The organism is Bombella sp. ESL0380 (genome assembly GCF_009725805.1).
In the GTDB taxonomy this organism is placed as follows: Bacteria; Pseudomonadota; Alphaproteobacteria; order Acetobacterales; family Acetobacteraceae; genus Bombella; species Bombella apis.
In genome coordinates, this window is record NZ_WNIH01000003.1 from 14,445 (window position 1) to 27,508 (window position 13,064).

At 60.2% G+C, this 13,064-nt stretch carries 11 protein-coding genes; 4 read left to right on the forward strand and 7 right to left on the reverse strand.

What is annotated here, in order from left to right; translation table 11 throughout:
* Positions 1-208 precede the first annotated feature (208 nt).
* The gene (locus tag GM608_RS01230) at positions 209-1,816 is read left to right on the forward strand and encodes an NAD(P)/FAD-dependent oxidoreductase (RefSeq protein ID WP_081562670.1); all 1,608 of its coding nucleotides are present in this window, start codon (positions 209-211) and stop codon (positions 1,814-1,816) included.
* Between the two features lie 5 nt (positions 1,817-1,821).
* Here the strand turns inward: GM608_RS01230 and GM608_RS01235 are convergent, their stop codons facing one another.
* The 4 genes from GM608_RS01235 to GM608_RS01250 form a co-directional block, all read right to left on the reverse strand.
* Entirely contained in the window at positions 1,822-2,583 is a 762-nt protein-coding gene (locus GM608_RS01235) for an RNA pseudouridine synthase (RefSeq protein ID WP_333644848.1), read from the reverse strand.
* Between the two features lie 3 nt (positions 2,584-2,586).
* On the reverse strand, positions 2,587-5,610 hold the full coding sequence (locus GM608_RS01240; protein WP_333644849.1) for a DNA translocase FtsK: 3,024 nt from the start codon (positions 5,608-5,610) through the stop codon (positions 2,587-2,589).
* A 97-nt stretch (positions 5,611-5,707) separates the two neighbouring features.
* Positions 5,708-6,355: an RsmD family RNA methyltransferase gene (locus GM608_RS01245; RefSeq protein ID WP_333644850.1), complete on the reverse strand. Its 648-nt coding sequence runs from the start codon at positions 6,353-6,355 to the stop codon at positions 5,708-5,710.
* A gap of 4 nt (positions 6,356-6,359) precedes the next feature.
* Positions 6,360-7,139 (reverse strand): pseudouridine synthase, encoded by a 780-nt coding sequence (locus GM608_RS01250; protein ID WP_043562036.1) that lies wholly within the window; start codon positions 7,137-7,139, stop codon positions 6,360-6,362.
* Positions 7,140-7,250: 111 nt separating this feature from the next.
* Here GM608_RS01250 and GM608_RS01255 point away from each other — a divergent pair, with 111 nt between their 5' ends.
* Positions 7,251-7,730: a nucleoside deaminase gene (locus GM608_RS01255; RefSeq protein ID WP_227656459.1), complete on the forward strand. Its 480-nt coding sequence runs from the start codon at positions 7,251-7,253 to the stop codon at positions 7,728-7,730.
* Here GM608_RS01255 and GM608_RS01260 read toward each other — a convergent pair whose 3' ends face one another.
* Positions 7,731-8,033, reverse strand: coding sequence for an AzlD family protein (locus GM608_RS01260; protein WP_043562038.1), 303 nt, complete (start codon positions 8,031-8,033; stop codon positions 7,731-7,733).
* Entirely contained in the window at positions 8,030-8,689 is a 660-nt protein-coding gene (locus GM608_RS01265; RefSeq protein WP_227449769.1) for an AzlC family ABC transporter permease, read from the reverse strand. Before GM608_RS01265 ends, GM608_RS01260 begins: the two co-directional genes overlap by 4 nt.
* Before the next feature lie 250 nt (positions 8,690-8,939).
* Between GM608_RS01265 and GM608_RS01270 the strand changes: the two genes are divergently transcribed.
* The gene (locus tag GM608_RS01270) at positions 8,940-10,484 is read left to right on the forward strand and encodes a Do family serine endopeptidase (RefSeq protein ID WP_043562042.1); all 1,545 of its coding nucleotides are present in this window, start codon (positions 8,940-8,942) and stop codon (positions 10,482-10,484) included.
* Between the two features lie 247 nt (positions 10,485-10,731).
* Here GM608_RS01270 and GM608_RS01275 read toward each other — a convergent pair whose 3' ends face one another.
* Positions 10,732-11,796 carry a low specificity L-threonine aldolase gene (locus GM608_RS01275; protein ID WP_043562045.1) on the reverse strand — a complete coding sequence of 355 codons (1,065 nt, stop codon included), beginning with the start codon at positions 11,794-11,796 and terminating at the stop codon, positions 10,732-10,734.
* Positions 11,797-11,936: 140 nt separating this feature from the next.
* On the opposite strand from GM608_RS01275, the gene folD reads away from it, so the two are divergent.
* The gene (gene folD / locus GM608_RS01280; protein ID WP_086431762.1) at positions 11,937-12,848 is read left to right on the forward strand and encodes a bifunctional methylenetetrahydrofolate dehydrogenase/methenyltetrahydrofolate cyclohydrolase FolD; all 912 of its coding nucleotides are present in this window, start codon (positions 11,937-11,939) and stop codon (positions 12,846-12,848) included.
* The last annotated feature ends 216 nt before the right edge of the window (positions 12,849-13,064 follow it).

Genomic DNA, 13,064 nt, shown 5'->3' on the forward strand with positions numbered 1-13,064 from the left:
CCTCTGCGGGGATGGTTTATTTTTAATTAACAAAATGACTTGCCTGATATGGCTTTCCACGGTGATACTGGTCGTGGGAGCAATCCGGTGAAGGAAGCCGTCCCATATGACAATGTGGGATGAACGGATCGGGACGGCCCAGTGTATCTGATTGTCAGGTTCCAGAAGCTGGCAGTTGCGTCATGTGTGGAGTACAGGGTGAGTTGTGATGTATGACGTCCTTATTATTGGTGCGGGATTTGCTGGACTGACACTGGCCTATCAGCTCAGGAAAAAGTCCAGTGACCTGCGCATTGCCATTGTGCATGATTCTTCCTTTCCCCTCGATGACATATCAGACAAGGTCGGTGAGTCCTTCAATGAAATAGGGGCTGTTTATTTTGATCAGATGCTCGGGCTGAAGGAATTCATGAAGGAGCGTTACCCGCGGAAGCTGGGAATGCGTTTTTTCAAGATCAATGAATCATCCTATCAGGAAATGGGTTACAATAATTTCACTCCCAACCATGCCTTTCATTTCGAGCGTGGGAAGCTTGAGAATGATCTTTTTGACCTTGTCAAAGACAAGGTGGATTTTTACCTGAACCATAAATATCTTGATTTCGAAACGGTTGATGGTGAAAAGCACGTTCATGTTCTGGACAGGAATGATAAAAGTTCCAGAACACTGAAAGCGCACTGGCTTGTTGATGCTGCCGGGCTGAAGAAGCTGCTGGCCCGTAAATTCGACCTCACACACAGGTTGCCACTCAACCATTCGTCTGTCTGGTTCCGGGTTGGGGGTGGTGTCAATGTGGATGATTTTCTGCCACTGACCAGCGACAACCCTTTCACGACGGAGAATCGGTCATGGAGCTCCATTCATCTGGAAGGTGTAGGATACTGGGTATGGATCCTGCGTCTTTCCGAGAACGTGACAAGTGTCGGCATCATTTTTGATGAGAACATGTACGAGTTCCAGGATCTCGCCACATGGGAGAAGACAAAGCTCTGGTTGAGAGACAATGTCCGGGTCCTGATGGATTATCTTGATGAGGAACAGTTTCCCATCATGGACTTCAGGATCTTGAGGCGGTTTGCTACCCAGTCCGATTATTGGGTGAGTGATGAGCGCTGGGCTCTGGTGGGGGATGCCTACGGAATATGGGACCCCTACTATTCCAATGGATTTGACCTGATTGGCATGCAGAATACGATCCTGACAGAGCTGATCCTCGCAGAACGTGCTGGCCAGGAGATCCATCAGCGCATCCAGGGGGCCAACCGGTTCATAAGCGATGTCATGAGGGGGTTTGCCGCCACCTTCACGGATTTCTACTCACGGAAAGACCGCTGGTACTACATCTGTTCAAAATATAACGTCGACATGGCCGTCTATTTCCCGATATTGGCCACCATCGTGCATAACTCCTTGGAGTCCATGTTTGTGGATGAAGACCCGGTATTCCGGGACAGGGTCCTGTTTTATCTTGAGGAGGGTGGAGGTATCTATTTTCAGTTGATCCAGCTCCTGGCGTCTGACGAGTTCAAGAACAATGGGGTGGACGGGTACGATTACATGCCGCTCAATGCGGATACATATCATGCCTTCGTCCCGGAAATGGATATCCCCTATCATGAGAAAGAGCGGGTATTTCCCATTCTGGAAAAGAACTGCAATCTGCTCTGGTGCGTTTTCCATTATCTGAAATCAGGCCGCAACTATATGGATTTCATAAAGAATGGGGCCTATTTTGCCATTACGGAACAGACGGACCCCGAGCGTTACAGGGATAACCCGGACCAGCTGGAAGCTGATCTGTTCCATTCTGCCTGAGGATATTACGGTCTGGCTGGGATGGCGTGGGCCTGGAGAAACCGCTCCAGTTCCACGTCTCCTGCTGTGGCCTTTATGCGGCATGAGCTGGCGAGCCGGGGGACGGTTCTGTCCGTTTCCGGTGGAGAGACCAGCCTGACGGGCACTTCCAGGGAGCGGGCGAGCAGACGCATCCGGCCTGCATCATGGCGGCTGCCATAAAGACCATCCCCGATGATGGGCGTGCCCAGTGCGGCGCAATGGACACGGGCCTGGTGGGTCCGTCCTGTATGGAGGGTCAGCTCCAGCAGGCTGGATGTTCCGTCACTGGCCAGAACACACCATGACGTCCGGGCCAGACGGCCCTGGTCAGTCTGGGAAGGGTGTACTGTTTCGGGCATGGGGTCGGAGACCATTTTCCATCCCTGCCGGATTGAGGAAACACGTCGCAGCAGGGTTGCGAGGGTGCCCTGCTGTCTGGTGGGATGTCCTTCAACCAGTGCCCAGTACCGTTTGATGGTTTCATGTGTGGCAAAGGCCTTCTGTGCAGCAACAAGGGCTGATTTGCGTCGGGCTATGAGAAGGCACCCTGCCGTATCAGCATCCAGCCGGTGGACCAGCCACGGGCCGCCCCGCTTCTGGGGGAGCAGACGGCTCTCGACACTGTCCTGGACTTTGGGGCCGGGATGGGCGGCAAGTCCTGCCGGCTTGTTGATGACGACAAAATGACGGTCCTCCCAGAGGAGGGGCAGCTTCTTTCCGGGCTGGAAGAGGGGAGGGGGCGCCACGGGTCAGTCCTCGTCATCAGGATCGTGCCGGTCCAGCCCCAGAGAGGCCTTTGTTGCCAGAACATCCCGTTTTCCCACATGGTTGGCAGCGCTGATGATACCTTCTCTCTCCATCTGGTCGATGATGTTGGCAGCCCTGTTATAGCCTATGCGGAGATGGCGCTGCACGAAGCTGGTGGATGCCCTCTGGGCCCGGACGACAAGTTCCGTTGCCTGTTCATAAAGGGCACTGTCCTGATCTTCATCAGAACCTTTGCCGCCCCCTTTGCCGCTGGAGGATGCCTCTTCCTCTTCCTGTTCGTCAGCCAGCACCTCGGTGTTGTAGACAGGAGAGCCTTTGGAGCGCAGGTCGGCCACCACGGCTTCGACCTCTTCATCACTGATGAACGGCCCATGCACACGGGTGATGCGGGCACCACCCTGCATGAAGAGCATGTCACCCCGGCCAAGAAGCTGTTCGGCCCCCTGCTCACCCAGAATGGTGCGGCTGTCGTATTTGTTGGTGACCTGGAAGGAAATGCGGGTTGGGAAGTTGGCCTTGATCGTTCCGGTGATCACATCAACAGAAGGACGCTGCGTGGCCATGATGACATGCACGCCAGCGGCACGGGCTTTCTGGGCCAGACGCAGCACGGAAGCTTCAATCTCTTTACCGGCCACCATCATCAGGTCAGCCATCTCATCAATGACGATGACGATGTAGGGGAGGTGTTCCAATGGCAGGCGATGTTCGTCAAAAACGGGGCGGCCCGTTTCCGGGTCGTAGCCTGTCTGGATGCGGCGGGTAGGTGTTTCACCGGAGGCTTTCAGGTGGCGTATCCGGTCATTGTAACTGCTGATATTCCGCACACCATGATCCGCCATCAGGCGATAACGGCGGTCCATTTCCTGTACGGCCCATTTCAGAGCACTGACAGCCTTGGGTGGTTCGGTCACCACCGGGGTCATCAGATGCGGGATGCCGTCATAGATGGACAACTCCAGAATCTTCGGGTCGATCATGATGAGGCGGCAGTCTTCCGGGCTGAGCCGGTAGAGCAGCGAGAGGATCATGGCGTTGATCCCGACTGACTTGCCGGACCCGGTCGTTCCGGCCACGAGCAGATGCGGCATCCGTGCCAGATCGGCCATGATGGGCTCCCCGGCAATGTCCTTGCCAAGGGCCAGTGGCAGCTTGCTGCGGTTTTCCTTCCAGGCCGGTGAGAGCAGAAGCTCAGGGAAATAGACTGTCTCACGGGTCTTGTTGGGGACCTCAATCCCGATGACATTCCGGCCCGGCACTGTGGCGATGCGGACGCTCAGCACGGCAAGGGTGCGGGCGATGTCATCAGCCAGTCCGATCACCCGGGAGGAGCGCACGCCAGGGGCTGGCTCCAGCTCATAGAGTGTGACGACTGGCCCGGCCCGGTAATCGGTAATGGTTCCCTGTACGCCGTAATCATCCAGCACTTTTTCCAGCATCTGGGCATTGGCCTGGAGAGCCTCTTCGGAAGGACCGGTTTCGTTCTGGTCTGGCAGCGGGTTGAGCAGGCCAATGGAAGGTGGCAGCCAGGCGGAAGGGGCTGTCATGCCGGGCAGTGGTCCCGGAGCCATACCGGGTGGTGGCGGAACAGGGCGTGGTGGCATGACAGATGCCCCGCCCGGTTGCATGGAGCCTTCATGGGCCGGAGCCCCGTTCATGCCGACTGCATGATCCGTAGCTGCCTGCATGGTGGGAGCAGCATTGTAGGCTGTTTCTTCCACCATGCCGGAAGAGCCCGACCCGGCACCAGTCGCCGGGCTGGTGGCGGCCATGAAGCGCTTCAGGAAGCCGGGCTGCTGTGCCGGACCGGAAAGTTCCTGTGGCTGGATATCCAGGGGGGCGCCGGAGATGTCGTCATGGGTCTCTTCCGCATGGCGGCGCTGGACCGTGCTTGTCCGCCCGGGGTCGTGGCGGATATGGGCCAGCATACGGGCATAGGGATTGTCGGCTTCGTCTTCCGGCTGTGTGGCCTGAAGGGCGTCTTCTTCCTGGACAGGGACCGGGTCAGGCCGGGGAGGGGGTTGTGTCTGGGCGGAAGAGGGCTTCTGCCAGGGGGCCGCCCCCTGCTGCATGGGGGACCATGGCGTGGTGCCGGTGGGGGCTGGCGCTGTCCGCTCTGCCTGTCGGCTGAGGTTGCGCATGATGAAACCGGATGGAAGAGGGGCATTTCCCATGGCCGGGCGTCCATGGCGGATGGGACCGCCAGAGCCTGAAGGATAAGCGACATGCCGTTCTGCCTCGGGGGTTGCTCTGCGGGAGCGGAGCAGGGCCCTGACAGGGAGGCGCACCAGGGCGCTGAGGCCGCGGCCAACGGAGCGCCACTCCCGCCCCTGCAGCCCCATGGACAGGGGACAGAAGACGGCCAGTATGGCAAGGCTGATCAGGATGGAGAGAATGCCCCCCATGCTGCCAGTTTCACCCGAGACAAGATTCAACAGCTTCTGGGCAAAGAAAATGCCGGTTTCCCCTCCCAGCCCGCTGCTGGTAGGCCAGGCAATGCCCAGCCCGGGAACGGTCAGCTGTAACAGGCCGATCGTCATTGCGGCGGCCGGACAGAACAGTGCCGCAGCTACGAGGCGGAGCAGAGGCAGGCCAAGATGGTGATGGCGCAGGAGCTGCCACGTCCATGCCAGCAGGACGAGGACAGGGACAATGCCTGCCAAGCCGAGCAGCTGCATCAGCCCATCGGCAATGGTGGCTCCGAAACGTCCGAGCAGATTGGTCGGTTCAGTGCCTGTGGCGGTGTTGAAGGAGGGATCATGCGGATTGAAGCTGAAAAGGGAAGCCGCAATCGCCAGTGCCATGATGAGGAGAATGACAGCCAGTATTTCCATCATCCGTGCCGAGAGGATGCGGGAAAAGGGGGAGTCATGCCATGCGGGAATGTCCAGGGTGTCGTCCGCCATGTCATGCCCGGGAAATGGGTCAACGGTGCTGGCATGGCTGCGCCGTGAGGCAGGCAGGATGGCACGCAGCTTGGCGGGAAGGCGGAAGCGGGAAAGCACAGGGGCAGATCCTCTGGCGGGTCAGGAAGGCATGATCGGCCCGCAATATAGCCTGTCCGGACTGATTCTGGAAAGCGGAACCACCCGTTCGCCCGGATCAGGGCACAGGGCGGTTGCCTTTGACACTGCCATCATGGCGCCAGACATGCAGTGTGGCAGCGCCGAAACTGCGCTGTGCCAGCAGTTCTGGCGGGGGAGCCGCAAGGCTGGGCAGGAGATGGGCATGGAAGGGCTGGAAGGGCTCTCCAGGGTCCCGGCCATCATTCTGGAGAGGCGTGGTTTCCGTTTCTGCAACAATCAGGGCTCCGTCAGCCACCCAGCCTGCACGCCACAATGTGCGCAGGCCTTTCTGCACCAGCCCTTTGTGATAGGGAGGGTCGAGAAAAATGAGCGTATGAGGCTGAGGCGCCTTGGGGGGATGGGTTACGTCACAATGGCGCAGGCGGGCACGGTCCGCCATGCCGCAGCTGCGGAGATTGGCCTGGAGGGCGGCAATGCCGGGACGGCTTCCTTCCATGAAGGTGGCAAACCGTGCCCCACGGGAGAGGGCCTCCAGCCCCAGGGCACCCGTACCGGCGAAGGCATCCAGTACCAGCGCTTTTTCCAGCTCATCCCGGCCAAACCAAGGAGCATGCATGAGCATGTCAAAGAGGGTCTGCCGGGCGCGCTGGGCTGTCGGGCGGGTGGTCATCCCTGCGGGGACCTGAAGGCGACGGTTGCGGGCTGTACCGGCAATGATCCTCATGGTGTCAGGACCGTGTCCTGCCGGTCCTGCCGGACTTCAGGCCCGGAATCTGCTCCAGCAGGGTCTTGTGCGAGACCTCTTCCAGCTCATGGGGTTTGAGAGTGCCAAGGCTGAAGGGGCCGTAGGAGAGGCGGATGAGGCGGCTGACATGGAGGTTCATGCCCATCATGACCTTGCGGATTTCGCGGTTCTTGCCCTCCCGCAGGCTGACGGTCAGCCATGAATTGTCCCCTTTGGAGGAATCCAGCGTTGCCTCGATGGGACCATACTGCACACCATCCAGCACACAGCCTTTTGCAAGCTCTTTCAGCCGCCGTTCATCCACAAGACCGAAAACACGGACACGGTAACGGCGGATCCACTGGCGGGAGGGCAGTTCCAGCTCACGGGCCAGGCCGCCATCATTGGTCAGCAGCAGCAGTCCCTCGGAGTTCAGGTCCAGCCGTCCCACGCTGACAACACGGGGCATGGCGGCGGGCAGGGAGTCGAAAACCGTGCGGCGTTCTTCCGGGTCGTGATGGGTCGTGACCAGCCCGGCGGGCTTGTGATAGCGCCAGAGGCGGGTCCGCTGGGGCGGGTCCACGGGCTTGCCATCCACGCAGACAACATCACCCGGCTGGATGAAAGTGGCTGGATGGGTGACCGGGCTGCCACCAAGGGTGATGCGGCCTTCCCCTATCATCCGTTCGATGTCACGGCGGCTGGCCACCCCGCGGCGGGCCAGAGCCTTGGCGATGCGTTCACCACGCTGTGTTTCGGAGGAAGGGGATGCAACATCTTTCATAACCTGCGGACATACAGTGTCCGGCCTTTCCTTGGCAATCCATTTACGGCTCTATAAAGCAGTCAGGGAGGGATTTTGTGGTTGGTTTTCCAGTATCAGGGGTGCGTGTGCATGTCTTTTCCCGCCGTCATGACAACACAGCAGGCCATGCAGCAGGCCCTGGCCCTGGCGGATGAGGCTGCCCGCATGGGGGAGGTGCCTGTCGGGGCCGTAGTGCTGAATGGGCAGGGGCATGTTCTGGCCATGGCCCGCAACCATGTCGAGGATCATCACGATGCCAGCGCTCATGCCGAGCTGCTGGCCATGAGGCAGGCAGCACGCCATTGTGGCACGGCCCGGCTGGAAGGCTGCACGCTGGTCGTGACGCTGGAACCCTGCCCGATGTGTGCTGCGGCCATCACCCATTTCCGGCTCAGTCGTGTGATTTATGGCGCTTACGACCCCAAGGGGGGTGGGGTGGACCATGGGCCCCGTCTTTTTGCCCGGCCGGGCTGCCTGCACCGGCCCGGGGAGATCATCAGTGGTGTGCGGGAACGTGAGGCCGGAGCGCAGCTTCGGCGTTTCTTCCGGGTGCTGCGGCAGAGGGACTGATTACCCCAGTACGGCCCGGAGCAGCCCCGTCGTGATGATTCCGCAGAGCATGGTGGGCAGGAGGGAGAAACGTGTGGCGGCCAGAATGGTGGCGAGCAGTCCCAGAATGTCCGCCGGGCGGCCTGTGGCGAAGTCCGGGGCAATGACGGCTACCAGCACGCAGCCGGGCACGATGTCCATGATGGCCTGCATGCGGGGCGAGAGGCAGCGGCCTGCGAGCAGCAGATAGCCGCTGATGCGTGTCAGGTACGTCACCAGAGCCATGACGATAATGGCCAGCAGGGCAGGGAGATGGAGGATCATGCGCCCCTCACCACCAGCAGGGCCGTGATGATTCCGGCCAGCGTTCCGGCCGGGACATACCAGGCTCCGGGCAGCAGGTGATAGACCAGCACGGCAACGCCAAGGCTGACACACCATGGCAGGGCATTGCGGGCCCCTTTCCACATGCCCTTCAGCAGCATGATGAAGACGGCGGGAAAGGCCATGTCCACGCCATAGCGGGTCATGTCACCCAGCAGGTTGCCTGTATAGCCGCCCATGAAGGTGAAAATGAGCCAGCAGAGATACAGGCAGACCGTGATGCCGCCATAGAAGCCGGTGCTGAAGCGGCATCCCGGCCTGTCATGCAGGTCAGCCAGCGTGAGCGCCCAGACCTCGTCACACATGAAGAAGAGCAGCAGAAAGATCTTCCAGCGAGGCAGATGGCGCAGATGCGGGGCCAGCGTTGCCCCCATGAGAATGTGACGGCTGTTGATGAGGAAGGTCACCCCGGCCAGCAGCAGGATGGCAGGGGGAATGGACCAGAGGCCGACAGCGGCGAATTCTGACCCACCAGCAAAGTTGAGGCCTGTCAGCAGGGGAACTTCCACAATGGAGAATCCCTTCTGTACGGCTCTGCTGCCCAGAAGGAGGCCGAACGGCACGAAGGCGATGAGCAGCGGCAGGGATGTCTTCATGCCCCGGAGAAATTCCGGCCAGAATGTGCCCTGCCTGATGGGGGGGGATGTGGTCTGCATGGTGCCTGTTGTAAAATCATGCCGCCCTGTCAGCAAGAGCCTTGGGAAAGGGCCGGAGAGGGACATGGCTGGCCATGCCTTACATTTCTTTTATGTGGCACTTGCTTGCAGAGCGGCCTGCCCTGTTCCTATCTAGTAGGACAGTTCCAGTTGATAAGAGTTTAACATCTAGCGTCAGGAAATCTCTGCGATGAAATCGCCTTCCCGTCTGTCTCTGGCATGCATGGCCATGCTGCCCGTGTTGGGTCTGGCCAGCCTTCCGCTGCCTGCCGTGGCCCAGAATGCTCCCATCCGTCCGCAGATGTCGGGCGGGCAGGGGATTCCCGACTTTGTGCAGATCGTAAAACAGGTCAAACCGGCAGTCGTGTCCATCACGGCCCATATCCGCGAGGGCGCTGATGATGAAGAAGGGGGACCATCCGGAGGGAATGGCGGGCCGCAGGGGTTTTCATTCCCGTTCCCGTCCTTTCCCTTCCCGTTCCAGATGATGCCAGGTATGCCGTCCAACCGCATGGTGGAGGCTCGGGGGTCGGGTTTCATCATTTCGGCTGATGGCTACATCGTGACCAACAACCATGTCATCAATGGTGCCACGAAGGTCAGCGTGAAGCTGGATGACGGGACGACCATGCCAGCAAAGGTCATCGGTCATGACGCCAAGACGGACATTGCCCTGCTGCGTGTGAAGGCCGACCATCTGCCTTATGTCGAGCTGGGCAATTCCGACGACGTGCAGCCGGGGCAGTGGGTCGTGGCCGTCGGCAATCCGTACGGTCTGGGCGGTACGGTGACGGCGGGCATCATTTCCGCTCTGGGGCGTGACCTCCATTCCGGTGCCTATAACGACTTCATACAGGTGGATGCGCCCATCAATCACGGCAACTCCGGTGGCCCGCTCATCACGCTGGATGGCAAGGTGATTGGTGTCAATTCCATGATCATGTCGCCCAATGGTGGCGGGTCCATCGGGATTGGTTTTGCCATTCCGTCCGCCACGGTGCGCTCGGTGGTGGATCAGCTGCGGGCTACTGGCCATGTGGTGCGTGGCTTCATCGGTGTGGAGACGCAGGACATCACCCCGACCATGGCCCGTGCCCTTGGGCTGGTCAGCAGCGACCATCCCGGTGCCCCGTCCCATGGGGCGCTGGTGGCCAATCTCATCAAGGGGGGACCGGCAGACAGGGCCGGGCTGAAGAGTGGCGATGTGGTCCTGTCGCTGGATGGTCACGATGTCCGCAGTGCGCACGACCTCGCCGTGAAGGTCGTATCCATGGCGCCGGGTTCCAAGGGGACATTTACCGTGCTGCGGGATGGCAAGACGGTGTCCCTGACCGTTACGGTCGGCAATCAGGCCCGCAGCGGGCAGGAAGGGGCCGGTACGGATGGCAGCACGGCAGAAGCGCCGTCTGGCAAGCTCGGGCTGGCTCTTGGCGTGCTCACGCCCAAGATCCGTCAGGAGCTGGGGCTGGATGACAGCGTGCAGGGCTGTGTTGTGGCCGATGTGGGGCAGGGCAGCCCTGCCGACCATGCGGGCATCCGTCCCGGGGACATCATCGTGGCGGTTGGCAACCAGATGACAGCCAATCCCCATGCCGTGGTCGCGCTGGTGCAGAAGGCGCTCAGGCAGCACCAGCCTCCGCTGCTGCGGATCCTGCGGGATGGCCAGCAGCTCTTTGTGGCCGTTTCTCCGGATGGTTCGGGGGATGGTGATGAAGATGGCGAGGACAGCCAGTAAGATACCGGCCCGGTTTCTGCTGTCTTTCTGAGACTGCCGTGCAAATCCTGCTCTTCCGTAATGGAAAGGGCAGGATTTTCCGTATGGTCTGCTCCAGTCCCGGCAGCGGGGACCATTTACCAGAATGGATGGCCATGTGGCCCTCTGGCTGGACTTCCCGTAAATCCAGCGACCCAGTGCCGTGATGGCCTGTCAGGGCGCTGCTGCTTCCGGGCTCCGGTTCATGGTCGTGCTGTCTGGCGGCCTGTCAGCTGATGAGACTTTCCAGCAGGGCATCCACATCTTCAGGGCGTGTGTAGAAGCTGGTGACAAACCGGACCAGCTGCCCCGGGACTCCTTGGGGAGTGGGGTAGGTGTAGAATGCGTAGCCCTCGGAGTGGAGCTGCTTTACCTGTGCTTCTGGCAGGACAGCAAAGATTTCGTTGCTCTCCGTGGCAAAGGGCAGGTTTACGGCAGGGTGTTTGTACAGCCCGTGGCGCAGACGCTGGCACATGGCATTGGCGTGGCGGCAGTTTCCCAGCCAGAGGCCGTCATGCAGCAGGGCCAGAAGCTGGGCTGAGAGAAACCGCTGTTTGGACCATAGATGCCCTCCCCGTTTGATGCGGCGGGTCATGGTATCCACCATTGGGCGGGTCCGGTCATTGAGGAAGAAGACAATGGCTTCAGCGGCCATGGCTCCTGCCTTGGTGCCGCCAAAGCTCAGGACATCGATGCCCGCCTTCCAGGTGGTGTCGGCGGGGCTGCATTCCAGATGGGCAATGGCATTGCCCAGTCGGGCACCGTCCATGTGAACGGTCAGCCCGTGGTCATGGGCACTTTCCGACAGGGCGGCAATGGTCTCGCAGGAATAGGTCGTACCCCATTCCGTGGCCTGTGTCAGGGAGAGGGCCGTAAAAGGGGGGGCCAGAACACCCTTGCTGCGGTTCAGCTGGAGAGTGGGGGGCAGACTGGCCGGGTCCATCCGTCCCTCTGGAGAGGGAAGGCCGACCAGCTTGGCCCCCTGCATGAAGAATTCCGGCGCACCACCTTCCTCGGTGTTGATGTGGGCGCTCTGGTCGCAGAGGACACCGCCATAGGGTGGCACCATGGCCGAGAGGGCCAGTGAATTGGCCGCCGTCCCTGTCGTGACGGGGAAAACGGCAACCTCTGCCTCGAAGACATCTCCGAAACGCTGGTTCAGGGCCAGGGAAAGATCGTCGTGACCGTAGGAAGGAACATTGCCGGTATTGGCTTCAGCGATGGCCTGCATGACAGCCGGGCAGGCAGGGGTCACATTATCGCTGGCAAAATTCTTGCGTAGATCGTCACGCACGGGGTGAGTTCCTTCGTCTTTGGCTGGAGAGGCTGTCCATTTCCGTTTTCCAGTCTCTAGCGGAAAGATCGGGTCTTGTCATGTCTTGTCCAATGGGCATAGAGAGGCGGGAATACGGGTTTGGCAGAGGGTTACTGAGCATGACGGCAGCATCCAGCGTACACGCAGATGGCGGGGCGGCACTGATTGATGGCAAGGCCATGGCCGCCAGCATGACGGCCGGGATCCGGGAGCAGGTTGAACATCTGGTCGAGCAGGGGCATGAGCTGCCCGGTCTGGCCGTTGTTCTGGTTGGCAATGACCCGGCCTCGGAGGTGTATGTCAAGAACAAGGCGATCCAGACACATCGGGCGGGGATGAAGTCTTTCATGCAGATGATGCCGGAAAGCACTTCGCAGGAGGAGCTTCTGGCCCTGATCGAGGAGCTGAATGCCAATCCCAAGGTGGACGGGATTCTCGTCCAGCTGCCGCTGCCACCGCAGATTGATGCTGCTGCCGTGACCAACGCCATCCATCCTGACAAGGACGTGGATGGTCTGGGTGAGGTCAATACGGGCCGTCTGGCGCTGGGAATGGAGAATGGCATCGTGCCCTGCACACCGCTGGGCTGTCTCAAGCTGTTGCAGTCCGTCCATGAGGACATGACCGGGATGCATGCGGTTGTCATCGGTGCCTCCAATCTGGTTGGCAAGCCGATGGCGCAGCTTCTTCTCCGGGCCAACTGTACGGTCACGGTGGCGCACATCCATACCCGCAATATCGAGGCATTGGCCCGGGAGGCGGACATTCTCGTCGTGGCTACCGGCAAGGCGGGGCTGGTGAAGGGAAGCTGGATCAAACCCGGTGCCACGGTCATTGATGTGGGCATCACCCGTGTGCAGACCCCGGAGGGCAAGAGCCGTCTCGTCGGGGATGTGGTGTTTGAGGAGGCAAGCCAGATTGCCGGGCATATCACGCCTGTTCCGGGTGGGGTCGGGCCGATGACCATTGCCTGCCTGCTGCACAATACCTTTCAGGCAGCGAGTCGTCGCAGGGCTTCTTCAGAGGGCTGAACAGGTTCTGCTGGCCTGGCTGCCGCATGGTCTTTTCGCCCTGCGCAAGGCAGCCATGGCTGGGCAGATGATGGCACTGTCGTGGCAATTGCCCAACAATTGCTTGATTGTTCCACATGGATGGGATATCGCCTGTTCATGCACAGAATGACCGACTGGTCATTTTTCTCCCACAGCATTGCTGGTCCCATCATGCCACGAGGTTTCTGGCCGGGC